The organism is Vibrio pacinii DSM 19139, from assembly GCF_000711795.1.
GTDB lineage: Bacteria > Pseudomonadota > Gammaproteobacteria > Enterobacterales > Vibrionaceae > Vibrio > Vibrio pacinii.
On record NZ_JONH01000013.1, the window covers coordinates 37816 to 63040 of the forward strand.

Genomic DNA, 25225 nt, shown 5'->3' on the forward strand with positions numbered 1-25225 from the left:
GAAGACGTCGCCTCCCCTTGCCAATCCGATTGTTATCAGTACTTGAACTGAACGGTTGCCATGTAGTTTCGGCCTTCGCCAATCACCACATTACTTGCTCCCTGTTGTTGACTGTTGGTACTACCGCCACCAGCGAGGTAATCGGTATCGAACACGTTTTCAACATTGAAGCGAGCGACAATATCTAAGTTCTCATCGTACTTATGTGTATAAGCTACGCCCATATCAACGCGTGCATAGCCATCTTTCTTAAAGGTGTTCGCAGCGTCGCCGTAACGAGCACCTTGGTAAATCAAACCTAAGTTGACGTTGGTGTTATGGTAAGCCTGATAGCTCGACCAAACACTGGCAGAAAACTCTGGCACATCAGCCGGACGGTTGCCCTTATACTCTGCACTTTGGCTAATTTCTGCATCAAGATACATCGCTGAGGCTGTTAGTGAAAAATCATCCGTCACAAAGCCTTGAGCCAAAATTTCCGCACCACGGTGTACTTGCTCGCCATCTTGTGTCTTTTTGTACATGATATCGTTACCAGCGTTGACACCATCTTCAACATCTAGCGAGATGTTTTCTAGCGTGATATCAAACAGTGCGCCAGTCAGGTACAAACGCTGATCAAACAGCTCCCACTTAGTGCCCATTTCATAAGAGACGCCACGCTCTGCATCAAGCTCTTCACCATCATTGGTGTAGTCAGTGCCGCTTACCGTTCCCTGAGGCATAAAGCTTTCAGAGTACTGAAGGTAAATTGAGCCATTGCTTGCCGGATGAAAAATAACACCAAGCTTTGGTGACACCTGACTTTCTGTCAGCTCATCACTGCGTTTTTCATCATAACGAACACCCGCTAATACTTGCCAGTAATCGTTAATGGTCATCATATTTTGCGCATAAAAGCCCAAGGTATCATATTGACTTGTTGACCATCTTCTCGAGCTAGTCGGTTGAGGCTTTGTCACCGTCTCACCCGCAGATACATACTCGCCATCATGGAAGGCCATAAAACGATCGTAACTGTAATCTAGGTAGTTTGCGCCGACTAACAAAGTATTATCGGTTCCAAACAAAGAGAAATCCGTGGTCACGTCAACGTAGGCGGTATCAAATACCCAGTGATCCGAACGCTCGTTACCTTTGTGCTTAATGGTACCATTTTGATCGTACTTATCGAATTTCGGGTAAGATTCAACATCAAAGCGCTTAAAGTCTTGGCGATTGTAACCCGCTTTTACGTTTACCTTATCGGTCACTTGAGCATTAATGTTGATGCCGTAGTTCTCGACATCGTTATCAATGTTCGACCACTGCGCATCCCAGATAGTCTGGTCACCTCGGGCTGCAGAACCGTCGACAATATAAGCACCAGAATCGACGCTGCCATTATCTTGAGTACGGTCATAGTGCGCAGACAGCATGATCGCATCAGTCAGGTCGTATTCGACAACCAAACCGCCCACTGCACGTTCGGTTTGCGGCGAAGTCCCATCTGCGTACTTGCGCCATGAGCTGTCACTTTGCTTCGACACAATCGCACGAGCACGCAACGTCTGTTCTTCATTCAATGCGCCACTGACGTCAAGCACAGTTCGTGAATAATCGTTTGAACCAATATCTTGGCTCAGGCCGATTTGAGTTTCTGTTGTTGGCTTCTTAGACACCATATTCACTAAGCCGCCAGGTTCAGACTTACCGTAAAGTAGGCCTGATGGCCCTTTTAGCACTTCAACACGCTCTAACAGCTCAATAGGCTGACGGTAGTGTGACCAGTGCTGATGACCATCGCGCAAGAAGCCATCAGAGCTACTTAGCTCAAAACCACGCAGTGAGAAACGCTCACGGTTACGACTTGTACCGCCTGCGCTGACACTGGCGTCGTTTTGTAGTACTTCACCGAGAGTGCTGGCACGCTGTTCATCGATAACGGTTTCATCAATGACGGCCACCTGCCCTGGGGTTTCGAGTTGCGTCATTTCCATCCGCATCGCGGTGCTGTTGGTGTCGGCTTTATAACCAAACTCACGCCCTTCAACGACTACGTGTTCATCCGCTTTTTGTACTTCGGCCACTGCAGGTGCCGCTAACACCGCACCGATCACTAATGCCAACTGGCTCTTAGTAAACATATTGTCTAACTCCGATTATGTTCGGACACACATAGTTACTATGTGATGCCACTTAATTATTTCGGAGGTGAATATAAGTGATAACCATTACCATTTGCATTTAATTTACATTCTTTGCATTTGTTTGGCTATGTAAATTTTTTCTAGTGTGCCATTTATCATCAAAAAGACCCGCTATCACTAAAGAGGCCGTCAGCGATCAAGGGGGGTGTCGCGGGTTGGTTACTGCTTGAATAACAAGGTCACGGCTAAGCCACCATTGGAGCGATTGGATGCGATCGCTTGGCCTCCCATCATGCGCATCGATTCTTTGACAATCGCCAGCCCAAGGCCGTATCCACCACGTTTTTTATCTCGAGAAACATCTAATCGAGTAAAGGGATCAAAAATATCCTGTAGCTTATCTGGGTGAATCCCCGCGCCGTTGTCGGCAATCGTCAGGGCTAAATAACGGTGTTTGTCGGTCAATTTGTTGGTCAGCGAGACCTCAATTGTGGCAGTCTCTCCGGCGTACTTAATTGCGTTAGTGACTAGGTTATTCAAACAGCGTAGCACTAAGGTGTCATCACATTGTGCTTTGGTTTGGCTTGCCAGCGAGTCAAATGTTAAGCTCTGACTCGCTTTTAAATCGAACTTACAACGCTCAATTTGTGGCACGAGAAGCTCAGCTAAATCACGCCATTTCAGCTCGCTGTCATAGCGAGCGTTCTCTAAACGACTAAACTGCAAAATCTCATCAATTAAATGATTGAGCTCATTCGCTTGCTGCTCCATTTGCGTCACTAGGTGTTGTTCGCTGTCACCCACTCGCTTGCGCAGCAGATGCAATACTAAGTTTTGCCGCGCCAGTGGCGTACGTAGCTCGTGAGAAACGTCACGAATCAGCCGACGCTGCTTTTTTGCCAACGAATGAATCTCGATGGTCATATGATCAAAATCTTGCGCAAGTTCGTTAAACTCACGCGTATTAGATTTGAGCTCATTGACCACACTGACATTAAAATCTCCGTTAGATAATTTTTTACTCGCCTCTCGTAATCGGTCCAGTGGCTGTTGGAGCCGCCTTGCCAGCAACCAGGAAAAGAGCGCCAAAATAACAACCGCGATCACCACCTTCAATATCGAGAAGTAATAGATAAAGTCATGCGCCGGGTGCAATTGATGAGGAAGTTGGATCATTAAACTGTTGTTCTGCTCTAAAGGAATACTAATGATCGGTCGACTGACTCTTCCCTCTAGCTGCTGATCTAAGTCTCGTTTGAATTTTAGTTTGAATTCAAAGTGCGGATGCATCATTCGGTGAGTCAGCGGTTTTTGCTCTTGGTCTAAAACAAATAAGTAAAAACGCTGGGCGTTGGCCCAATCGGCTAACTCATCCATGTCACCATATTCGATCAATTGATTGGCTTGATCGGCCAAATCGAGCATTTCTACCTTGATACTCTCTGGCACTTTGAGCATCGCCTTGATCAAAGCTTGCTCGACCAATACCTGAACCAACAAAATACTGATAACAATGGCGGTCATGTAGCTAAAAAGCTGAAAAGCGAGACTATCTTTACGCTTAGCAATATAGGGTGGGCAGACCAATTTCATGAGTCTGCAAATGCCTCTTGGTAGCTGTACCCTTTGCCACGAAACGTTTTGATATGTTGTTTCGATAAACCCGCTTCAACCAGCTTACGACGAATGTTGCTAATGTGCATATCGAGGTTGCGATCATAAGGACTGAGCTCTTTTTTAAGCACTTCTGTTTGCAACTCTGCCTTCGAGATCACCATACCTGGGCTTTTGACTAAGTAGCACAGCAGCTCTGCTTCCGTCCCCGTTAAGGGTAAACTCTCGAGTTGGTCACTGATATTTTGCACCGTGCTGCACATGGTTTGTCTATGGCGCTCTAGACCCACGCGGCGCAAAATCGCTTTAATCCGCATCAGAAGTTCAGCAACATTAAACGGTTTGCCGATATACTGGTCTGCCCCTGCTTGATAACCTTCTAGCATTGAGTTGTCATCATTAAGCGCCGTTAACATCAAAATCGGCGTGGCAAAACGCTGACAGATACGCCGAGCGACTTGCATACCATTTAAGTTTGGCAGCATCACATCAAGCAATACTAGATCAACGGATGTTTTTTCCATGGTGTGCAATGCACTTTCGCCACAATGAACACAAGTGACGGTATACCCCTCTTCTTGCAATACCGTTTCTAACAATTGACACAACAGAGTGTCATCATCGACGACCAGCACTCGTGACATTATTTACTACCATACAAATAAAAACGATTCGCATTCTAATCTTGATCGATAATTTAGACAACAGTGTTATCGATATCCAGCTCAATACGGTTATTTTTCCTGCATGAGTTGATGCGACGGGCGATCTCAGCTCAAAGTTTACGCTTGGCGTGTCTGTGTATACTGGTATTAAATCGAGTTATTGGTTAGCCTCTACCTAACTCAAACTCACACCACGATAGCAATGACTGTATCCGCTTATTACTCCGCTTCAATCTTTGATTTCGTTACTGCCGACTCGGCCTCTATTGCCGATCAGTTGCCCGGTGAGCGCACACAATGGCGAGCGAAAATTGCATTGCTTAAACAGCAGTTCAATCTGCTGCCGCATCTGGCGGGGGACGTAATTCTTTCATTGAACCATCAAGCTCAGACACTCGACACGGTTGTCCTTTATCGTGGTTTGGTCTTTATCGTCGCGATCGAACTTGATCAGCGCGCTTATTGCCAACAGAAAATCGACGCACTATTGCAGCAAGCCAGATGGTTGAAGCGCAGTCACAATGGCAGCGCCAGTAGATTTATAATTCCGCTTTATTTAGCCGTCAACGCACCGCCTCAGGGAAGCAATATTGTCGTCAGTGAAGAATTAGTGGCCAATACCATGTGTGACAATGGCGCGCATTTAGCGGCGTTAATCGAGCACTTTGCCAATCAGTACAAAGACGATCAGATCATTCTCTGTGACTGGTTGGCAAGTGGCTATACAACAGCGGAATAAAAAGACAACGGTGTAGAAATTAGACTACCTAGCCATTAACGGGTCATTTTCTTTACAAAAACCACCACAAACAATGCCATAGTAAAACTCCCGAGAAATGCCTCACAAGCGGCGATAAACCGCGCCATCCCAACAGGAGAAATATCACCATACCCCAGAGTGGTGAAGGTCACGACACTAAAATAGAGCGAGTTTAAAAACTCGAGTAGATAAAATTGCCAACCTGTCACGCCTTCATAGATAGGATGCGCCCCCGTGGTGTCGAGGAAGAAATACGCCAATGCGCAAACCACAATCAGGAAAATAGAAAAGCCGACAACACGCACCGGATCTTCCCCGTAGCCACAAAATATGTCGACGAGCTTAGAAATGACCCGTTTGTTACTAAAGCGTGGCATTTGATAGCGACGATAGCGCATTTCACGCTTAAAAAAATCGCCCGCCATTTCAAACAGCCCCTGTTTTTCACACTGCTTACGAATATTACGACATACCTCTTCGGCTTCTTGGCATAACTGTAACGAGTGTTTCTTGTCACGTTTACGCAGCGCCTGCTTAGCTTCTAACTCTTGTTTAAGATAAATTCCCCACTCAATGTTCTCCAATTTAGCCCGAGCTAAGTCAGCGCCTAATAAGTTACATCCGTCTAACTTGGCACAATGAAGATTGGCCCCTATCAGGCGAGCTTTCATCATTGAAGAGCCACGTAAGTCTAAGCCAAAAAAGTGTGCGTCTTTAAGATTGGCACGATAGAAATCGGCGCCTCGACACTGGTATCCCGCTTTACAGCCACGGTTGACCAAATCGATATCTTCAAGCTCGGTTCTCGCCAACTGAAATCCGTCTAAAGGTTTACCTGCTGCGGCCCATTGCTCAACCTCGTCTTTAATATTGTCATTGCTTTTGTCGACGTTGGGATCATGCCAGTAACACAGTCCTGACTCACCACTTGGTTGATCGCAGCACCAGCCATCAGGGTTTTGATAGCTGCATCGGCCTAGTTGAGATTCCATATGCGCTGCCCCTTACCGTTCCTGCCTAACGATGATATTGGGCAGAACTACTGATAAGTGTAGTGGCTGATTGTCGACGCGCCACGCTATTTACATATCAATCACTATCAACTTCTTGCTTAAGCCACTGCTTGAACAGTCGCGTGTAGGGATCTTCGGTATGGGTGATGACAAAGTAACCTGCGTTAGCGCTTATTGGCTCAAATGGCGCGACTAAACGCTGCTGTTCAATTTCACTCCCCAGCAAAGCAACTCGTGCTAAAGCGATACCAACCCCTGCTTCCGCCGCCGACATCGCCATATCGGTACGATTAAAAAAGTGGCCTTGATGGGTTGGAAAGTTGAACCGCTGCGCCGCAGACCAAAAGCGCCACTCTTGATCTTTTTGCGCGCCTTGCCACGGCATCATGTCATGCAGCAAGGTGACCTGATGCCAAGCTTCACTGCCGTGTACAATGTGCTGGTGCTGGCTCAAGTACTCTTGGCTCATGACCGGCAGCAAGGACTCCGCCATCAAAAGTTCAGCGTCGGGGTACTTGTAAGGCAGCGGACCATAATCAATCGCAAGATCAAAGTTACGCTTATCACTGTCAACCAATGCACCTTCTGCAATGGTATGAATTTGTACCTCTGGATACTGACGGTGAAATCTCTCTAATCTCGGCACCAACCACTTAAACGCAAACGAGGGCGTCAGTTTCAAGCGTATCTGTTTGCGCTCTGACACTTGGGTCAATTGAAAAATATTGTCTTCGATCGCCACAATGTGATGACTGGTCGCCTCAACCAACTTGGTTCCTTGTTCAGTCAAGCGCACACCACGCGCGTGACGTTCAAAAACACTAAAACCTAACCGCTGTTCAATCTGTTGCAACTGCTGGCTAATTGCTCCTACTGTCAAGTTGAGGTCCTTAGCAGCACTGGTTAAGCTTTGATGGCGGGCAACGGTGCAGATCAAATTTACTCCATGTAACAACGCCGATTTCATTTTTTAGCCTTTAGTTTTTCTAAACCCTACTATCAATTCTTATCGATTGTTAAATCAATGTAAACAACCGATTCTTGGCAAAATTCAATCGTGTGAGAAGAAGACGTGGAAGTCGTTGTATTAGGAAGTGGCGTAGTGGGTTTAACCAGCGCCTGGTATTTATCACAAGCCGGTTTTAGCGTGACCGTGATTGATAGACAAGCGCGTGCAGCCGAAGAGACAAGCTTCGCCAACGCGGGGCAAATATCCTATGGTTACTCCTCACCTTGGGCTGCACCTGGTATTCCAGCTAAAGCGATTAAGTGGTTGTTTGAACAACACGCGCCACTAAAAATCAAACCATCGATTAGCCCAGAGCTGATGCAGTGGGCGGGAAAAATGCTGCTTAACTGTCAACTCGATAAATACCGCATTAACAAGGCGCGTATGTTAACCGTTGCCAATCGCAGTCGAGACTGTTTAGCCAAGTTAAATCAGCAGTATCAGCTCGACTATCAAGGTCGTAGTCAGGGTACCTTGCAGATTTTTCGCACCACCGCTCAACTCACTGCGGTCGAAAAAGACATCAAATTGCTCGAAGAGAGTGGTACGCGCTTTGAGTTAATGGATAGCAAACAGTGTCTGGCTCAAGAGCCCGGATTACATCACATGCAAGGAGAGCTCGTCGGCGGGTTATATTTACCCGATGATCAGACCGGTGACTGTTACCTCTTTTGCCAACAGTTACAGCAAATGGCGCAGCAAGCAGGCGTTAAGTTTCTATTTAACACCCATATCGATGCATTACTCACTGAGAAAAACCGCGTTGTCGGTATCACTACCAATCAGGGCACCATCAGCGGTGATCACTATGTTGTCGCGATGGGCAGTTATTCCAAACACCTCTTGGCGCCATTTGGCATCGATTTGCCGGTTTATCCTGTCAAGGGGTACTCGCTAACCTTACCCGTGATCGATGAGCAACATGCACCAAATTCGACCATTATGGACGAGACCTACAAAGTCGCGGTCACGCGCTTTAATGAACGAATTCGCGTTGCAGGTACCGCTGAGCTGGCCGGATTTGATACTGCGTTACCGGACAAGCGCTTAGCGACACTCAATCATGTGGTCAGTCAGTTGTTCCCACATGGGGTCGACTTTAATCAGGCCGAGTACTGGAGCGGCTTTCGTCCGATGACGCCTGATGGCACGCCGATTATTGGCCAAACATCGCTGGCAAACCTCTATACCAATACTGGTCACGGGACCTTAGGTTGGACGATGGCCTGTGGCTCGGCCGACATCTTAACCGAGATCATCGCTGCACAAGGGAAACCAACTCAGCCCGAATTAAGTGTTGCCCGTTATGGCTAGTAACTGACTCTGTCAAAGCTTCACCACACAACCAGCTTTAACCATATAAAAAGCTAGACTGCGCCAAATTGATAAAATAATCGACAGCGCAGTTTAGCAATGTTTTAAACATCCTCCCTACCAAACGTAATATCCACGCCATCTATATAGATGATAATTTTCATTAAGTAAGCGCAACCTCTCGCGATGATTTAACACTTTTTTAGCACTTTGTGTTTGGTATCACGCTAATTAACACTGATAGATAAATAAATTAACAATTGCGTTACAGAAAGGGTAATATCCTGTTCAGAAAACAACCATTACAAAACAGAACAGGGAAAATTCTTATGCAGTCATTTGTTGATTTTCTGAATGGAATCATCTGGAGTCCGGTACTAATTTATTTGTGCCTGGGCGCTGGTTTGTTCTACTCAATCTTGACTCGTTTCGTGCAAATTCGTCACTTTACGGAAATGTGGCGTCTACTACTTTCAGGTAAAAGCTCATCGAAAGGTATCTCATCTTTCCAAGCATTAGCCGTGTCACTTTCAGGACGTGTCGGTACTGGTAACATCGCGGGTGTCGCTGCTGCGATTGGCTTCGGTGGCCCTGGCGCAGTTTTCTGGATGTGGGTTGTCGCCTTCTTTGGCGCTGCAACAGCCTACGCCGAGTCAACACTGGCGCAAATCTATAAAGAGGAAGACAACGGAGAGTTCCGTGGTGGCCCTGCTTACTACATCGAAAAAGCGATGGGACAAAAATGGTACGCATGGATTTTTGCTGTCGCGACCATCTTTGCTTGTGGCTTCCTACTTCCGGGCGTTCAATCAAACAGTATTGGTAATGCCGTTGAAGCCGCCTTTGGTTCTGGTGCAATGATCGAGACTGCCATCGGCACGTTCAGCTTTGCTAAAATCCTAACCGGTACGATTATCTCTGTGATTCTGGCGTTCATCATCTTTGGTGGTGTTAAACGTATCGCAAACTTCACACAGATCGTTGTTCCTTTCATGGCATTGGCATACATCATCACCGCTTTCGTTATCATCTTACTTAACATCGGTGAAGTACCACGCGTATTTGCCATGATTTTAGGTGATGCATTTACACCTATGGCTGGCATGGGTGCTGCGATTGGTTGGGGCGTCAAACGAGGCGTTTACTCTAACGAAGCTGGTCAAGGTACCGGGCCTCACGCCGCCGCGGCCGCGAACGTAGATCACCCAGCGCAGCAAGGCTTAGTTCAGTCGTTCTCAATCTACATTGATACGCTGCTAGTTTGTTCTGCAACCGCGTTTATGATCATCATCACGGGAGCGTACAACGTCCATGGCGCTGAAGGGTTCCTAGTGCAAAACATTGCCACTGACATTGCTGCAAACGGCCCAGTCTTTACCCAAATGGCGATTGAAAGTGCACTGCCTGGCATTGGTAAGCCATTTATCGCGATTGCGCTGTTCTTCTTCGCTTTCACTACCATCTTAGCTTACTACTACATTGCAGAAACTAACGTGGCTTATATTCGTCGTACTGTGAAAGTGAATGGCGTAATGTTCCTGCTAAAGATCGCGCTGATTGCTGTCGTGTTCTACGGTACCGTCAAAACGGCTAATCTTGCGTGGGCATTGGGTGATGTAGGTGTTGGCCTGATGGCTTGGCTCAACATCGTCGGTATTTTGATTATCTTCTTTATGTCTAAACCTGCGTTGAAAGCGTTAAGAGACTACGAAGAACAACAGAAACAAGGCGTAACAGAATATACCTTTAATCCGGTTAAACTGGGCATCAAAGGCGCTGACTACTGGGAAGATAAATATCGTCGTAAGACAGGAAAAGAGCCGCAAGCAGAAGCGGAAGACACCAAACCTGTTGAACAACCGTCAACTTAATCTAAATAATATCGCTTGAGAAAAGCAGTGGTAAAAAAAGGGGTTAGCCAGTGGCTAACCCCTTTATCATTCCTGTTTCCCATAGTTCAGCATTGCTATTTCAGGCAAATACCAACACCGAATATTTTTTTACGCCGCGACTTGCTCTAGTTCAACCTGTTCAGCCGATTTCTTCTCACCAATCGGTAAAATGGTGCGACCATATTCGTTGTTAAGTACTTGAGCCATCGCAAAATAGATCGCGCTCGCACCACAGAAGATACCTTCAAAACCGGCAATCGTGCCAATCAGCTCACTACCGGTAAAATCACGTGCAGCGAGTAGGAAGAATAAGATGGTCAGTGAGCCAAACACCACTTGTTTCGCCACAGGGTAGCAAAGAGAGCCAATAAACATAAAGCCGGTGAATACACCCCAAAGCAATAGGTACCAACCCATAAAGCTGGCCGGACTTGCTGGCAGCCCCATGTATGGCATAACAATTACCCCCACAAGCGTCAGCCAAAACAGACCGTACGAAGTAAACGCCGTGGTACCAAACGTATCACCACGCTTAAAGCACATCATGCCAACCAACACTTGGCTTAGACCACCATAGAAAATACCCATTGCTAGGATCATAGAATCAATGGGGAAAAAACCTGCATTATGGATGTTAAGCAGGATGGTTGTCATACCGAAACCCATCAGGCCAAGTGGAGCTGGGTTTGCCAGTTTTGTTGACATTTTGCACACCTTTAAAAAAAGTTAATAAAAATTACGCGCGAATTTTAATCCCGTTCAATAAAAAAGCCAGAGGCAGACAGTGCAATCTAAGATTGCGCAAATAACTCACAAACAACAGCGGCGAGTCAATTGACTCGCCGCGGTGTTACTTGGTCGCTTAAATTATGGTGAATTAGCCCTCTATTGGCATGATATTTCATCCCAGAACCAGTTTGACTGGATTGGAGATTCCCACACACCTGGGCCGTTTTTGGCCACAAAACACTTGCCTTGATACGTTACTTTATCGCCATCGGCCACTTGGGACGTTCCTGGCTGCCACTGGATAAAAGCATCTGGTACGGGCGTTGGTTCTGGGGTCGGAGTTGGGTCAGGTTCTGGTGTAGGCTCTGGTTCTGGATCTGGGGTCGGCGTTGGCTCTGGAGTCGTTGGAGTCCCCGATACAGGCTCCCATGGTCCACCTTGTGAAGGATCATCACCTTGTGTCCACCATTTTGCCTGATAGGTTGCGCCATTATGCGTCACTTGCTCACCCGCGTTATACACTTTATTGATATCCCAACCATTCCCACCGGGATCGGTTCCTGGGTCTACTGGGTCAAGTTGCTCAACCACTCGTACTTCAGGCCAGCTTGAGTGTGAACCATAAAGGTTAGTCACACATTTTTCGTAATCACCTGCCACCAAGGCTGAGTAAGCCGTTTGAAAACCAACCAGTTCACACTCAAATGAGTAGCCCCCAGGGCGATCAGCATAGTACTTCCAGTTACCATCCCAATTGGTGTACAGCACGTCGGTTGCGCCATTTAAGTTCAAACTTCCGTAAGGCGTTTGCTGCCAACACGTGCTCTTTTCGTCTGTTTCAAGCGGGATTTGATAGTGATTAGATAAGCCTTCCCAATAACGAATGCGGTTAACTGGCTGACCTTTGTCTTTGTTTTGTTCACCACACTCAATACCACCGTTAATGATATTAATAGTGGTACCAAACCCATAACCGATACCTGCATCAATCTCTCGTTGAGAGGGAGTCCAAGTTTTATCGATCACATGCAGCATGGCTGGTTTAGGGGCTTGCGGGGTGAGAAAAAACCAAATCGCGGAGGCCAGATTCAGCCAAGAGTCAGCCACCAGCCCCGGATTGTTGAGTAACACCGATGCGTCACCGTCAAACATGACTTCTGAGAATGCGCCGTAGTTAAAATGGTAAGAAAGTTGTTTGGCACCGCGACCAAAATAGCCTTGTCCGACGGCACATGGCCATTTTTTATTTTGCCAATCGTTCTGTCCACAACCCGTGGTATAGCCTTCTTGTCCTTCTGACCACCCCATTTCACGCACGTGAACTAATGCTTGTTGCCACTCTTCTAGTCCGAGTGGGTTATCCGACGTATTATCTATCGCGATATGCCCCCCTGTCTCTTGAGCGAAGTGAGCAAATGCCGTCACGATAGAACGCTTACAAATAGCATCTGAATCTCGTCCATCAGTGTATTCAGCACAGAAGGCCGGAAATTTACCGATAGCACGTAAAAATCGTGTATACGTATATTCTGGCGCCGCCATATGGGTCAGAAAATCCCATTCAGCTTGAGGGAAAACACGCTCAGCACGCTTGACGTTGTCAGGGTTAGACATAAGCCCGGCATCAATGGCTTCAACCACTGTGTTAGGCGCAGTACTCAGCGCCTGAGACCAAATTTGGTACATCGGGTCAGCCGTTTTCTGCATTTCTGCGGCCTCGATATCGCTGCGTGCAACAACATAACCGGTTGGATTATCTGGGTCTGGCTGAATGTTCATTGCAGCCCAAGTGGGAGTCGTGGCCAAAATAGCCAATGCCGTTAGGTAACGTGTTTTGTTCATCGAACCAATCCTTGTATGAATAGCTTGTGTGAATAGCTCACCCAAGATTAGAAAAGTCCGAGCCTTGCTGCACGTGAAGTCTCTGTCACCAAAGTCAAGTTGCGAGGCAGTGTTCAATTACAACAAAAGCCGTCACTCTGCGTTAACTAAAACTGTCTAATCGATTCAAAAAATCAATTTAAACAAACGTTTTCACTGCCTATGGGTTGTCGACTCACAGAGTCATCAGCGTACAGTAATGTGGTTAAACTCGGCGATAACAAAACAAAAAAACTAGCCCGAGAGCTAGTTTTTGTTAACGTTTCATGGTCAATCGAGAGTGATTATTCCCACTCGATCGTCGCTGGCGGTTTACCTGAAATGTCGTAAACGACACGGGAAATACCTTCAACTTCGTTGATAATGCGGTTAGATACCTTACCTAAGAAGTCATATGGCAGGTGTGCCCAATGCGCGGTCATAAAGTCGATGGTTTCAACTGCACGCAGTGATACAACCCAATCGTACTTACGGCCATCGCCCATCACACCCACAGAGCGAACGGGTAGGAATACCGTGAACGCTTGAGAGACTTTGTTGTATAGGTCTGCAGCGTGTAGCTCTTCAATAAAGATAGCATCAGCGCGACGTAACAAGTCACAGTACTCTTTCTTCACCTCACCTAGAACACGAACACCAAGGCCTGGACCTGGGAACGGATGGCGATAAAGCATATTGTATGGCAGGCCAAGCTCGAGACCAATCTTACGCACTTCATCTTTGAACAGCTCACGCAGCGGCTCAACCAGCCCCATATCCATATCATCAGGCAGGCCGCCGACATTATGGTGTGATTTGATCACGTGCGCTTTACCTGTTTTAGAGGCAGCAGATTCAATAACGTCTGGGTAGATGGTTCCCTGAGCTAGCCATTTCGCATTCTTCAGTTTCTTCGACTCTTCATCGAAGACATCAACAAAAACGTGACCGATAGTCTTACGTTTCTGTTCTGGATCCGATTGGCCTTCTAGCGCATCAAGGAAACGATCTTCGGCATCAATTTTAATAATCTTCAAGCCAAACTTGTCACCAAACATATCCATAACTTGCTCACCTTCGTTGAGACGAAGTAAGCCGTTATCAACAAAGACACAAGTCAGCTTATCGCCGATAGCACGGTGAACGAGCATTGCAACGACAGATGAGTCAACACCACCAGACAGACCTAGAATGACTTCATCATCACCCACTTGCTCTTTAATACGAGCAACCGCATCTTCGATGATTGATTCAGAAGTCCATAGGCGCTCACAGCCACACACACCAAGAACAAAGTTCTCTAGCATCTGCAGACCTTGCTTAGTATGAGTTACTTCTGGGTGGAACTGTACGCCGTAGTATTTCTTCTCTTCATTGGCCATTGCAGCGTAAGGACAGGTGTCTGTCTGGGCTACTTTGACGAAATCGGCTGGAATTTCGACCACTTTGTCGCCGTGGCTCATCCAAACATCTTGAGTCGCTTCAAGATCTTTAAATAATGCAGATTCACCTGACACTTTAACTTGAGCGTAGCCGAACTCACGTTCGTTAGAGCCCGCAACTTTACCACCGAGCTGCTCTGCCATGGTTTGCATGCCGTAACACACACCCAGTACAGGAACACCTGAATCAAAAACATATTGAGGTGCACGTGGAGAGTTGTGTTCTGTTACGCTTTCAGGGCCACCAGAAAGGATGATGCCGTCAGGATTGAATTCACGAATATCCGCTTCTTCAACATCCCAGCTCCAAAGTTCACAGTAAACGCCGATTTCACGTACGCGGCGCGCTACTAATTGAGTGTACTGAGAACCGAAGTCCAAAATCAGAATACGTTGGTCATGAATATTTTTAGTCATTTTGAGCAGTCTTTTTAGGCTAAGTGATTAAAACGGAGGCGAGTTTACTCGCCTCTTCTTAATGCTTCAAGGAAAAGCAAACGTTTACGTAAAGTTATTGCATAGCAAAAACTCGTCAACGCTGATTAACCCAAACGGTAGTTTGGCGCTTCCTTAGTGATTTGGACGTCGTGTACGTGAGACTCTTTCATACCAGCACCAGAGATGCGGACAAATTCAGCTTTAGTGCGCATTTCTTCGATCGTTGGTGAACCTGTAAGGCCCATACTTGAACGAAGACCACCCATTTGTTGATGCACGATCTCTTTTAGGCGACCTTTGTAAGCGATACGGCCTTCGATGCCTTCAGGAACAAGTTTGTCTGCAGCATTGTCAGACTGGAAGTAACGATCAGATGAACCTTGAGACATTGCACCTAGTGAGCCCATACCACGGTAAGACTTGTATGAACGACCGTTATATAGAATGACTTCGCCCGGCGCTTCTTCAGTACCAGCAAACATCGAACCGACCATAACGCATGATGCGCCAGCGACAATCGCTTTACAGATATCACCTGAGAAACGGATACCACCATCAGCAATCACTGGGATGCCGTGTTGATTGGCCACTTCAGCCGCATCGGCGATAGCCGTAACTTGAGGAACGCCAACACCAGTTACAATACGAGTAGTACAAATAGAACCAGGGCCGATACCCACTTTGACTGCGCTAACACCAGCATCGATAAGCGCTTTAGCGCCTGCGCCAGTTGCAACGTTACCACCGATGATGTCGAGATCTGGGTAAGCGGCACGAGTTTCACGAATGCGGTTTAGTACCCCTTCAGAATGACCATGTGAAGAGTCAATCAGCAGTACGTCAACACCCGCTTCAACCAAAGCCGCAACACGCTCTTCGTTTCCGGCACCTGCACCAACGGCGGCACCGACGCGCAAGCTGCCACGCTCATCTTTACAAGCGTTTGGTTTACTTTCTGCTTTGTGGAAGTCTTTCGCTGTGATCATACCGGTCAGTTGGAACTCATCGTTCACTACCAATACTTTCTCTACGCGCGCTTTGTGCATTTTCTCTTGAACTTCTTCACGAGTAGCCCCTTCTTTCACGGCGGCAAGACGCTCTTTTGGCGTCATTACAACATCAACTTTCTTAGAAAGATCAGTGACAAAGCGAACATCACGGCCGGTGATAATACCAACCAGCTCGTTAGTATCAGTGACGACAGGGAAACCGGCAAAACCGTGCTTTTCAGTTAGAGCGATAACATCAGCGATAGTGGCATCAGGATTTATGGTTACTGGGTGAGAAACCACACCCGCTTCATAAATCTTAACTTGGTGAACCATTTGAGCCTGCTGCTCGATAGACATGTTTTTATGAATAAAACCAATGCCGCCTTCCTGCGCAAGAGCGATAGCGAGACGAGCTTCCGTCACGGTATCCATAGATGCAGAAACCATTGGAATATTTAAAGTGATATTTTTCGTCAACTGAGTGCGAAGATCAGCTGTGTTTGGGAGAACGGTGGAGTGTGCTGGCACAAGCAGTACGTCGTCGAATGTCAGCGCTTCTTTGGCAATTCTTAGCATTTGCAATATCTCACAATTAGAGGAGTAAAAAGAATAATCCGGTCTCATCGTTTCGCATAATGAGGGCAGTAAGCTTGGGAAACTCAGCTGCATTTGGATTAGATATTGCGGACGGATTATACGGCCTGAGCAATCGCTTGGCTACACATTTTTATATTTTTAATTTGCATTTACCCCCTTGCTATGTATTATATTGCCGCTAATTTCCATAATCACGCCCAAGAGATTAGCTGTGTCTTCTCTGACCAATCAAAATATCTTCACTGTTTCTCGTCTCAATGCCGAAGTGCGTTTACTCCTTGAAAACGAAATGGGGATTGTTTGGTTAGTGGGTGAGATCTCAAACTTCTCAGCCCCCGTTTCAGGGCACTGGTATCTGACGCTGAAAGACTCACGTGCTCAAGTCAAATGTGCCATGTTCCGTGGCAACAATCGTCGTGTTACCTTCAAGCCTCAAAACGGCAATCAAGTGCTAGTTAAAGCCCGCCTCTCATTGTATGAGCCTCGTGGTGACTATCAGTTGATCATTGACAGTATGCAGCCTGAAGGAGACGGCAGACTGCAACAGCAGTTCGAAGAACTCAAGATGAAACTGGCCGCTGAAGGGCTGTTTGCTCAAACAAGTAAACGGCCGCTACCAGAACATCCGCAGACCGTCGGCATCATTACTTCAAAAACTGGCGCGGCGCTGTTTGATATTCTTGATGTGTTGAAACGGCGCGATCCATCGCTGCCTGTAGTGATTTATCCAACCATGGTTCAAGGCGAAGAGGCGGCAATCCAAATAGCCCAAGCGATTGGCCGAGCGAACAGTCGTAACGAGTGTGATGTATTGATTGTTGGTCGCGGTGGTGGTTCGTTAGAAGACTTGTGGTGTTTTAACAATGAAGTGTTAGCTCGGACCATTGCAGCCAGCCAGATCCCGATTATTAGTGCCGTGGGCCATGAAGTGGATGTAACCATCGCTGACTTCGTTGCTGATATGCGCGCGCCTACACCCTCTGCAGCCGCCGAGTTAGTCAGTCGTGACAACAGTCATAAAGATCAAGCGTTCAACGCTCGCCAACATAAGCTCATCAGTGCGATGCGCCACTATCTGAGTGAGCAAAAGCAGCAAACCACCTCGTTACTGCATCGCTTAGATCGCCAACACCCGAATAATCAACTGCAACGTCAGAGCCAACAGTTAGATGAATTAAATGCGCGTTTACAGCGTGCAATAACTCAGTTACTGAGTTCTCATCAACACAAAATTGAGCGCCAACAGCACAAAATTGCCCTTTATTCTCCAGTAAAACGCTTAGCGGCCCAACAAGCGAGTTTGCAAAGACTAGAGCAAAAACTGCTGGATGCTATAGATAGAAAATTGCTCAACACGCGTCATCAACTGGCATTGGCGGCTGAGAAACTTGATACCGTTAGCCCACTTGCAACATTAAAGCGCGGTTATTCGATTACGCAAAACCAATCCGGTCAAGTCATTAGCCAAGTGTCACAAACCAAAACGGGCGACACTTTGGTCACCCGCTTATCTGATGGCGAAATCCGCTCGACGGTTAATTAGTCTAAAAGCTGAAACTCAAACTTCACCCGAGATTTAGATTTAAGTTCATTACAACTATTGCAAAAATAGTTGGCGGCGCCACACGCTTGAAGCTTCTCTAGCTCAGCATTGCAGTCGGGACAAAAACCGACTTTCTTATAATCACTTTGACAAGCAGTACAATGATATTGCCCTGTCCATTCAAGCGCCTGATTGCAACTTGGGCAGTCGTTTTCGTTCATAGTAGCTCTCAATTAAATACTTCTGTTGTCACTTAATTTAACGGCTAACGCTGTAAGTGTCTTGATCAGGATCACATCTATTGGCGTGTTTTATTTGATACATCTTTTTATCTGCTTGTTGTATCAGTTGCTGCAATGATACCAAACGGCCCACTTCACACACTGACTTACCGATACTGACATGCACTTCTAGCCCTTCAACCAGCACCAAATCTTGGAGTGATTGGGTAAATTGCTTTTCTAAACGGCTAAAGGTTTTCTTGTCGTCAGAAAAAGCAAAAGCGACAAATTCATCGCCGCCATAACGACCATTCAAGCTCAAGCCATCAAAAGTTTGATTGAACACTCCTCCCACTTGCGCTAGAACACGGTCTCCAACCTCATGCCCATAGCGGTCATTGATTTGTTTAAATCTGTCGATATCGGCAAAAAAACACGCCACGTAGTCTAAATCGGTATTTAAACAGTCGCTGGCTTGTTGCAACAAAGCGCGACGATTTAAACAGCCGGTTAAAGAGTCATAGCGAGCGTGGTAATGGAGTTGATCTTCTAATTCATACTTTTCCCATGCCACCGCATATAGTGACGCAAGCATTTGCAAAACTTCTAACTCATATGGCTGAGGAGATGAAGGCTCATGACTGTAAATGGCAAACGTCCCCATTGCCGCATCTGTACTGGAAAGAATCGGAACAGACCAACAGGCATGTAAATTTGCTTGTTGGGTGATAGCGCTAAAAAAGTTCCAGTTAGGGTGTTGATTGATATCTTCAACCACCACAATTGTCTTTGAATAGGCGGCCGCGCCGCATGATCCAACAGTGGGTCCTATTGCGACACCTTCCACCGCTTGATTATAAAAATCGGGTAAACTCGGCGCGTATTCGACATAGAGCTGTTGTCTTTGCCTATCAAGGCGAAGAATCGACGCTCTACGCTCACCAAACCAGTTTTCAGAAAGATCGACAACCCGCCGATTGAGCTCTTCCTTACCCATTCCTAATGCTAGTTTTGTGAGCAATTTATTGACTTCTCTGTGAGCGGTGAGAAGCTTGAGGTAACTCATTATGACTGACTCAATTTTTTTTATTATTACCATACACGGTAGCATATAACATCATTTCATACGCTGATCATTACCTCAGTTACGTAATCATTGATAAAGATGACAATGTTTGCACCAAATTGAGAGAGTAACGATCAAACTCAGATCGTCGGCTAAATCCAACTTGATCAGCGATCTACCCTTTAAAGAACATTTATATAACCACACACCGAAAGCATAAGTTACATGTGCTGCATTTGAATTTAAAGAAGCACAATATTTCAATTTCTAATAAATTAAAACCACAACTCAACATTTAATAAAAAGATCAACTTCATCAAGTTTGCAATTACATGGGTGTGTTTTTCCAATTTATTGCTCGCTAGGCTCTGTCTAATCAACTAGCAATGATGAATATGACTCGGTCGACGGTAAATTCTTGTCGGCCTCCCCACCTTGCCGTGAGCCAAGAATGCTTCAAGAGTGTTGTTATCAACAGCCTGATCTAAATAACGTCTAGCGGTACTTTTACTGATAGCAAAACGTTCTGCGATGGTGCTGACACTCAACTCAACATTAGCGTGGTTAAATTGGTCGACAATCTGCTTTAGTGTATAGGCATCGGTACAATTATGCTTACGTGTCGTGTCACCATGTTGAAACAACGCGTCCAACTCGCCTTGAGCCAAACTCTGACCATGGGTGAGTGTATGCTGGATCAAACAATATTTGTCTAAACTGTGTGCTAAGCGCTGATAATCGAGTGGCTTAACTAAATAATCAAACGCGCCATAACGCAACGCTTTTTGCACGGTTTCAACATCATTTGCCGCCGTCACTAGAATGCTTTCTGGGCGGTGAGCCAGTGCGTTTAACTCAGGCAAAAAATTGATCCCCAAGCCATCGGGTAAATAGTTGTCAACAATCACTAAATCAAACGCTGTCTGTGCTAAGAGCCCCCTTGCCTGCGCAAGATGCCCAGCCGTACCGAGAACCTGAAATCGTTTGTCACGAATAATAAATTGACGATGCAATGCGGCAATATTCGGATCATCTTCAATCACTAAAACGTTATACATGACTTTCCTCCGGAAAATAGATTGTAAACAGCGTTTCATCCTGATCACTGTCTAGCTCAGCATAGCCATTCGCCGCTTCAACAATTGACTGAACTAGGTGCATACCAATACCACGTTCATGAAAATCGCCTTTCGTAGTAAAACCGAGCTGACAAAGTGCGTCTAAACTGACATTGATGATCGGTCCATTGTTAGCCACCGCGAGGACTCTTTCAGAGCTTGTCTGGTACATCACGACTCGAATCCTTGCTTGGTCAATGCCCTCTAGCGCTTCTATGCTATTACTAATTAGATTACCTAATAATGAGCTTAAGGCTTGTTCATCAAGTTTTTTCGGTAAGTCACGCCAACCATTTAATTCGCTTAAATCGACCTGAATATTTTTTTCTGCTGCTTTGCCTAAATGCGCCAGCAATAATCCGGAGATAAGCGGCAATGACTGCAACTGAGCGACACTGTCCATATTGGCTTGATTCTCCTGTGCTTGCGTCAAGAGTACCCCGAGTGCTTGTTCAACATTGCCTAATTGCAACAGCCCAGTAACGGTAGAGAGTTTATTTTGATACTCATGTCGAGTAACACGGATAGATTCTAAATAGCTGCTAACCTGGCTAATTTTGTTCGACAATAGCTGTAGCTCTTTTTGCGCTCTGAGGCTAAACACCGCTCCACGTTGCGTGTCGGGAGTCGCGGTCAATGTCACACGAGTTAGCACTAAGTTTCGGCCACTGATGCGCACTAAGCGATCGATAAAGTCTTCGCCTTGTAAAGAGAAGTGGTGTGACTCGCTGAATAAGGTTTGCAGTGGCTGAGGTAAATCTTCTTTGGCTTCGATACCCAATAAGGCATGAGCCGATTCATTTAATAAATACACCTCTTGCTGAGCGTTAACGGCCATTAACCCTTCATGCGCCGCTTGCAACACACCTTGGCTAGTTTGTAACGTTTGGTGAAGTTGCCACGGTTCTAAGTGTTGCATCTTGTCGCGTACATATTCGGAAAAACGCCAAGCCACTAAACCAGACACCAACATGCTCAAAACAGCAAATAAAATCAGCGGGGATAATGTCTCATTATTGAATACGGCGATCGACTGTTTAAGATAACCCACTTTAATCATGCCGATAATGTCGCCTTGATCGTTAATTAAAGGCGAGATGTAACGCAGTGAAGGCCCTAACGAGCCAACACTGTGTGATAAATAGGATTCTCCACTGGTTAGCGCATGCTCAATATCACCACCGACCACAGGTAAACCAATACGACTGGAAACAGGATGTGCAAGACGTATTCCTTGCGCATCACTTACGGTAATAAAGTCAGCATCCGTTGCTTGCTGCAAGCGGGTAATAATCTCACTGACCTCCTGACTGTTGCGACGCTCAACGGCTGATAACAAAGTCGGGATCAGAGCCAATTGCTGAGATTGAACCTGGGCTCGCAACGCAATTTGGTCAGCCAGCACTTGGTTGAGGCGCTCCGTTGTCACCAACCACCAGCCAACCGAACCAAGCATGAGCGCACCACACAAGAGTAAAGTGAGGTGCATGGTAAAAGAACGGGGAAATATTCGCGGTGCCATGATCTTATTCATCCATTTAATTGAGAGTAAGAATACGTGGTTATAAATCGAACTTCAGCGCTAATGAGCACTAAGTTGAGAAAGATCTCGTTGATGACGTTTATTGATTTTATTAATTTAATGCAGCTTATCTCACTTTTATTGCAACGAGGATTTGCGTTGGTTTGAAGAGTAGTGCCCTGCGCTAACATGTTCAGTGAGTTTTTGATTTATAACAGGTTTATCAAAGACATTAGTCACTAAGTTAGTAAAAAACTAAAGGAGAGTTTTATGCTAACTTCAAGCAACATGCGGCTACTCATGCTCGCAATTATTGGGGTAATACTATGGTTTAGCCCCATTCCACAAGGACTGACTGAGCAAGCTTGGCAAATGATGACTGTGTTTGTCATTACCGTACTTAGCCTGATCATTGCACCATTACCACTAGGTGCGATGGCATTGATCGGCCTGACAGCCGCCACTTTACTTGATGTGCTGCCGATTAAAACCGCACTAACAGGATTCGCTCATCCAACCATATGGATGATTGCGGCCGCGTTTTTCATTTCACGCGGTTTTATTAGCACCGGATTTGGTAGTCGTGTTGGATATTGGTTTATTGCTAAGTTGGGCAATAGCTCCCTCGGACTCGCCTACGGTCTTGTTTTGACCGATCTTCTCTTTGCTCCCGCCACACCGAGTACGACAGCTCGCTGTGGTGGGATTATCTCGCCACTGTTCCGCTCAGTTGCCAATGCGTACGACTCGGATCCAGAGAAAGGAACCGAGAATAAAATCGGCGCGTTTTTGGTCCAGTGTATTTTCCAATGTAACGCCATTACTTGTGCCATGTTCCTCACCTCGATGGCAGGCAACCCACTGGCCGCTAACTTTGCGAAAGAGCAAGGGGTTGAAATTACTTGGGCAGGCTGGGCATTGGCGGCCATCGTCCCCGGCATTGTCTGCCTATTCTTAATCCCACTGGTGATGTACTTTGTCTTCCCACCCGAATTGAAAAAAACCCCTGAGATGCGGCTGATTGCACGCCAAAAACTGGCCGAGATGGGCGCGATGACACGCAATGAGTGGATGGTTTGTATTACTTTTATTGGCATGATAAGCCTTTGGGTGCTGGGGCCAACCTTAGGGGTTCATTCGACCGTCACCGCACTACTCGGTTTAGTTTTCCTACTTATCACACGCACGATTACTTGGGATGCGGTATTACAAGAGAAAGAGGCTTGGCATACCATCACCTGGTTTGCGGTATTGGTAATGATGGCAGCGCAGCTTAATAAACTCGGTTTTATCGCTTGGTTTGGTGACATGATTGGTAGCTCGTTATCCGGTTATGGCTGGCTGTCGACTTTGGCTATCTTATTGTTAGTCTATTACTACAGTCACTATTTAATGGCGAGCGCGATGGCGCATATCAGCGCGATGTACTCAGCCTTTCTTGCCATTGCAATTTCAGCCGGTGCACCACCGATGCTAGCGGCGATTGTGCTTGGTATCTTCAGTAACCTTTATATGTCAACCACTCACTACTCTTCGGGCCCCGCGCCGATTTTATTCGGTGCTGGTTTCCTCAACCTGCAAAGTTGGTGGAAGATTGGTTTTGTTTTCTCGCTGATCGTTATTCCGGTATTTTTCTTTATTGGCGGCGCTTGGTGGAAGATATTGGGGATGTGGTAATTGAGATGGCTTAATGCTTAAAAAAAAGCGCCGAGGTGAAGTCGGCGCTTTTTTGTTGTTATTCTAATCGCAGAGTTAGATTACTTCTTACGACTATTCATCATGCTCATCAAGCGTTTACGTTTACGCTCTTGAGACAATGTCATTTTGTTTGATTTACCTTCAAACGGGTTTTCGCTGCTCTGGAACTGGATGCGAATTGGCGTCCCCATAATTTCCAAAGACTTGCGGAAGTAGTTCATCAAGAAGCGCTTGTATGAATCTGGCAGCTCGTTAACCTGGTTACCATGGATAACCACGATCGGTGGGTTATAGCCCCCTGCGTGAGCATACTTCAACTTAACACGACGACCACGAACCAATGGTGGCTGGTGATCTTCGGTTGCCATCTTCATGATACGCGTTAATACCGACGTACCAACACGCGTTGTGGCGGATTTGTAAGCTTCTTGCACAGACTCAAACAAGTGGCCAACACCAGTACCGTGTAGCGCTGAAATAAAGTGGATACGCGCAAAGTCAACAAAACCAAGACGGCGATCAAGCTCTTTCTTCACATGCTCTTTGACGTCCATATCAAGACCATCCCACTTGTTTACCGCAATCACGATAGAACGACCCGCGTTCAACGCAAAACCAAGTAAGCTTAAGTCTTGATCAGAGATGTTTTCGCGTGCATCAATAACCAATAGCACAACGTTAGCGTCTTCTACGGCTTTTAGTGTCTTGACTACAGAGAACTTTTCAACCGTTTCGTTAATACGCTTACGGCGACGAACACCTGCGGTATCAATCAGCACATATTCACGACCATCACGTTCCATTGGAATATAGATCGAGTCACGCGTGGTGCCCGGCATATCGTAAACCACGACACGCTCTTCACCCAAAATACGGTTAGTTAGTGTTGATTTACCGACGTTTGGACGGCCGATAATCGCCAGCTTGATCGGCTGATCTTGCAGACGCTGAAATTCCGCTTCCGCTTCTTCTTCTGTGTAATCGAGCTTCTCTTCTTCTTGGTCTTCAAAACCAGTCAGGTCTTCGATCTCACCTTTTGCTTCTTCAATCATTTTCTCAGCAAATGGATTAAGCGCGCGATCAATAAGAGCACCAACACCACGACCATGTGCTGCCGCGATTTGGTACATCTGCTCGACACCAAGTTGCCAAAAATCCGCTGACGCAGCATCGGCATCAATACCGTCAACTTTGTTGACCACTAGCATCGAAGGCTTTTCAAGCTTACGTAAGTGGTTAGCAATCCCGATATCCGCTGGCGTAAGACCTGCACGGCCATCGACCATAAATAGCACGACATCGGCTTCATCAATCGCGGCAAGCGACTGCTGAGCCATTTTGGTTTCAACACCTTCTTCGGTGCCATCAATACCACCCGTATCGATCACGATAAACTCGTGCTCACCAAGCTTCGCCTGACCATATTTTCGGTCGCGAGTTAAGCCAGGGAAATCCGCAACCAATGCGTCACGCGTACGAGTCAATCGGTTAAACAACGTTGACTTACCAACGTTTGGACGCCCTACAAGAGCAACAACAGGTACCATAATAACCTCTACAATATTTTCTTTATGTAGTTATAGGTAATAACTCAGCACAATCC

The 25225-nt window shown here is 46.3% G+C and carries 19 protein-coding genes; 5 read left to right on the plus strand and 14 right to left on the minus strand.

From position 1 onward, the window contains the following. Positions 1 to 35: 35 nt before the first annotated feature. The 3 genes from BS19_RS09385 to BS19_RS09395 all read right to left on the minus strand — a co-directional run bounded on the left by BS19_RS09385 (position 36) and on the right by BS19_RS09395 (position 4387). On the minus strand, positions 36 to 2126 hold the full coding sequence (locus BS19_RS09385; protein ID WP_038174883.1) for a TonB-dependent siderophore receptor: 2091 nt from the start codon (positions 2124 to 2126) through the stop codon (positions 36 to 38). Between the two features lie 222 nt (positions 2127 to 2348). Next, positions 2349 to 3722: a sensor histidine kinase gene (locus BS19_RS09390; RefSeq protein ID WP_038174884.1), complete on the minus strand. Its 1374-nt coding sequence runs from the start codon at positions 3720 to 3722 to the stop codon at positions 2349 to 2351. Further along, complete coding sequence (locus BS19_RS09395) at positions 3719 to 4387, minus strand: response regulator transcription factor (RefSeq protein ID WP_038174886.1); 669 nt, start codon at positions 4385 to 4387, stop codon at positions 3719 to 3721. The genes BS19_RS09390 and BS19_RS09395 overlap by 4 nt, the downstream gene beginning before the upstream one ends. A gap of 223 nt (positions 4388 to 4610) precedes the next feature. Here BS19_RS09395 and BS19_RS09400 point away from each other — a divergent pair, with 223 nt between their 5' ends. Beyond that, entirely contained in the window at positions 4611 to 5147 is a 537-nt protein-coding gene (locus tag BS19_RS09400) for a hypothetical protein (protein WP_038174888.1), read from the plus strand. A gap of 35 nt (positions 5148 to 5182) precedes the next feature. On the opposite strand, the gene BS19_RS09405 is transcribed toward BS19_RS09400, so the two are convergent. Beyond that, entirely contained in the window at positions 5183 to 6160 is a 978-nt protein-coding gene (locus tag BS19_RS09405) for an ion channel (RefSeq protein WP_038174890.1), read from the minus strand. A gap of 97 nt (positions 6161 to 6257) precedes the next feature. After that, the gene (locus tag BS19_RS09410) at positions 6258 to 7148 is read right to left on the minus strand and encodes a LysR substrate-binding domain-containing protein (protein WP_038174892.1); all 891 of its coding nucleotides are present in this window, start codon (positions 7146 to 7148) and stop codon (positions 6258 to 6260) included. A 105-nt stretch (positions 7149 to 7253) separates the two neighbouring features. Between BS19_RS09410 and BS19_RS09415 the strand changes: the two genes are divergently transcribed. Together BS19_RS09415 and BS19_RS09420 are read left to right on the plus strand one after the other, a co-directional pair. After that, on the plus strand, positions 7254 to 8504 hold the full coding sequence (locus BS19_RS09415) for a D-amino acid dehydrogenase (RefSeq protein ID WP_038174893.1): 1251 nt from the start codon (positions 7254 to 7256) through the stop codon (positions 8502 to 8504). A 329-nt stretch (positions 8505 to 8833) separates the two neighbouring features. Next, positions 8834 to 10375, plus strand: a complete 1542-nt coding sequence (locus BS19_RS09420; protein WP_038174895.1) for an alanine/glycine:cation symporter family protein — start codon at positions 8834 to 8836, stop codon at positions 10373 to 10375. Between the two features lie 129 nt (positions 10376 to 10504). Here BS19_RS09420 and BS19_RS09425 read toward each other — a convergent pair whose 3' ends face one another. The 4 genes from BS19_RS09425 to guaB form a co-directional block, all read right to left on the minus strand. Beyond that, positions 10505 to 11101 (minus strand): acetate uptake transporter, encoded by a 597-nt coding sequence (locus BS19_RS09425; protein WP_038174896.1) that lies wholly within the window; start codon positions 11099 to 11101, stop codon positions 10505 to 10507. Between the two features lie 180 nt (positions 11102 to 11281). Beyond that, complete coding sequence (locus tag BS19_RS09430) at positions 11282 to 12967, minus strand: glycoside hydrolase family 19 protein (RefSeq protein WP_038174897.1); 1686 nt, start codon at positions 12965 to 12967, stop codon at positions 11282 to 11284. Between the two features lie 323 nt (positions 12968 to 13290). After that, positions 13291 to 14844 carry a glutamine-hydrolyzing GMP synthase gene (gene guaA / locus BS19_RS09435; RefSeq protein WP_038174898.1) on the minus strand — a complete coding sequence of 518 codons (1554 nt, stop codon included), beginning with the start codon at positions 14842 to 14844 and terminating at the stop codon, positions 13291 to 13293. Between the two features lie 125 nt (positions 14845 to 14969). Beyond that, entirely contained in the window at positions 14970 to 16433 is a 1464-nt protein-coding gene (gene guaB / locus BS19_RS09440) for an IMP dehydrogenase (protein ID WP_038174900.1), read from the minus strand. Positions 16434 to 16665: 232 nt separating this feature from the next. On the opposite strand from guaB, the gene xseA reads away from it, so the two are divergent. Further along, positions 16666 to 17997 (plus strand): exodeoxyribonuclease VII large subunit, encoded by a 1332-nt coding sequence (gene xseA, locus BS19_RS09445; protein ID WP_038174901.1) that lies wholly within the window; start codon positions 16666 to 16668, stop codon positions 17995 to 17997. Here xseA and BS19_RS09450 read toward each other — a convergent pair. From BS19_RS09450 to BS19_RS09465, 4 genes are all read right to left on the minus strand, one after another. After that, complete coding sequence (locus tag BS19_RS09450) at positions 17994 to 18218, minus strand: zinc ribbon domain-containing protein (protein WP_038174902.1); 225 nt, start codon at positions 18216 to 18218, stop codon at positions 17994 to 17996. The two genes, xseA and BS19_RS09450, sit on opposite strands and share 4 nt — an antisense overlap. Positions 18219 to 18255: 37 nt before the next feature. After that, the gene (locus tag BS19_RS09455) at positions 18256 to 19284 is read right to left on the minus strand and encodes a sensor domain-containing diguanylate cyclase (protein ID WP_038174904.1); all 1029 of its coding nucleotides are present in this window, start codon (positions 19282 to 19284) and stop codon (positions 18256 to 18258) included. A gap of 380 nt (positions 19285 to 19664) precedes the next feature. Next, the gene (locus tag BS19_RS09460) at positions 19665 to 20342 is read right to left on the minus strand and encodes a response regulator (protein WP_038174905.1); all 678 of its coding nucleotides are present in this window, start codon (positions 20340 to 20342) and stop codon (positions 19665 to 19667) included. Continuing rightward, positions 20335 to 21924, minus strand: coding sequence for a GHKL domain-containing protein (locus BS19_RS09465; RefSeq protein ID WP_038174906.1), 1590 nt, complete (start codon positions 21922 to 21924; stop codon positions 20335 to 20337). Before BS19_RS09465 ends, BS19_RS09460 begins: the two co-directional genes overlap by 8 nt. 270 nt (positions 21925 to 22194) lie before the next feature. Between BS19_RS09465 and BS19_RS09470 the strand changes: the two genes are divergently transcribed. Then, entirely contained in the window at positions 22195 to 23601 is a 1407-nt protein-coding gene (locus BS19_RS09470) for an anion permease (RefSeq protein WP_038174908.1), read from the plus strand. Between the two features lie 80 nt (positions 23602 to 23681). Here the strand turns inward: BS19_RS09470 and der are convergent, their stop codons facing one another. Next, complete coding sequence (gene der, locus BS19_RS09475; RefSeq protein ID WP_038174909.1) at positions 23682 to 25169, minus strand: ribosome biogenesis GTPase Der; 1488 nt, start codon at positions 25167 to 25169, stop codon at positions 23682 to 23684. Between the last annotated feature and the right edge of the window lie 56 nt (positions 25170 to 25225).

Coding starts and splice junctions, on each gene's coding strand:
- BS19_RS09405 (WP_038174890.1), bottom strand. CDS start 6,160: ATGGAATCTCAACTAGGCCGATGCAGCTATCAAAACCCTGATGGCTGG.
- guaB (WP_038174900.1), bottom strand. CDS start 16,433: ATGCTAAGAATTGCCAAAGAAGCGCTGACATTCGACGACGTACTGCTT.
- BS19_RS09425 (WP_038174896.1), bottom strand. CDS start 11,101: ATGTCAACAAAACTGGCAAACCCAGCTCCACTTGGCCTGATGGGTTTC.
- BS19_RS09420 (WP_038174895.1), top strand. CDS start 8,834: ATGCAGTCATTTGTTGATTTTCTGAATGGAATCATCTGGAGTCCGGTA.
- BS19_RS09410 (WP_038174892.1), bottom strand. CDS start 7,148: ATGAAATCGGCGTTGTTACATGGAGTAAATTTGATCTGCACCGTTGCC.
- BS19_RS09395 (WP_038174886.1), bottom strand. CDS start 4,387: ATGTCACGAGTGCTGGTCGTCGATGATGACACTCTGTTGTGTCAATTG.
- BS19_RS09455 (WP_038174904.1), bottom strand. CDS start 19,284: ATGAGTTACCTCAAGCTTCTCACCGCTCACAGAGAAGTCAATAAATTG.
- BS19_RS09460 (WP_038174905.1), bottom strand. CDS start 20,342: ATGTATAACGTTTTAGTGATTGAAGATGATCCGAATATTGCCGCATTG.
- BS19_RS09385 (WP_038174883.1), bottom strand. CDS start 2,126: ATGTTTACTAAGAGCCAGTTGGCATTAGTGATCGGTGCGGTGTTAGCG.
- guaA (WP_038174898.1), bottom strand. CDS start 14,844: ATGACTAAAAATATTCATGACCAACGTATTCTGATTTTGGACTTCGGT.
- BS19_RS09450 (WP_038174902.1), bottom strand. CDS start 18,218: ATGAACGAAAACGACTGCCCAAGTTGCAATCAGGCGCTTGAATGGACA.
- BS19_RS09430 (WP_038174897.1), bottom strand. CDS start 12,967: ATGAACAAAACACGTTACCTAACGGCATTGGCTATTTTGGCCACGACT.
- der (WP_038174909.1), bottom strand. CDS start 25,169: ATGGTACCTGTTGTTGCTCTTGTAGGGCGTCCAAACGTTGGTAAGTCA.
- BS19_RS09465 (WP_038174906.1), bottom strand. CDS start 21,924: ATGGCACCGCGAATATTTCCCCGTTCTTTTACCATGCACCTCACTTTA.
- BS19_RS09470 (WP_038174908.1), top strand. CDS start 22,195: ATGCTAACTTCAAGCAACATGCGGCTACTCATGCTCGCAATTATTGGG.
- BS19_RS09400 (WP_038174888.1), top strand. CDS start 4,611: ATGACTGTATCCGCTTATTACTCCGCTTCAATCTTTGATTTCGTTACT.
- BS19_RS09390 (WP_038174884.1), bottom strand. CDS start 3,722: ATGAAATTGGTCTGCCCACCCTATATTGCTAAGCGTAAAGATAGTCTC.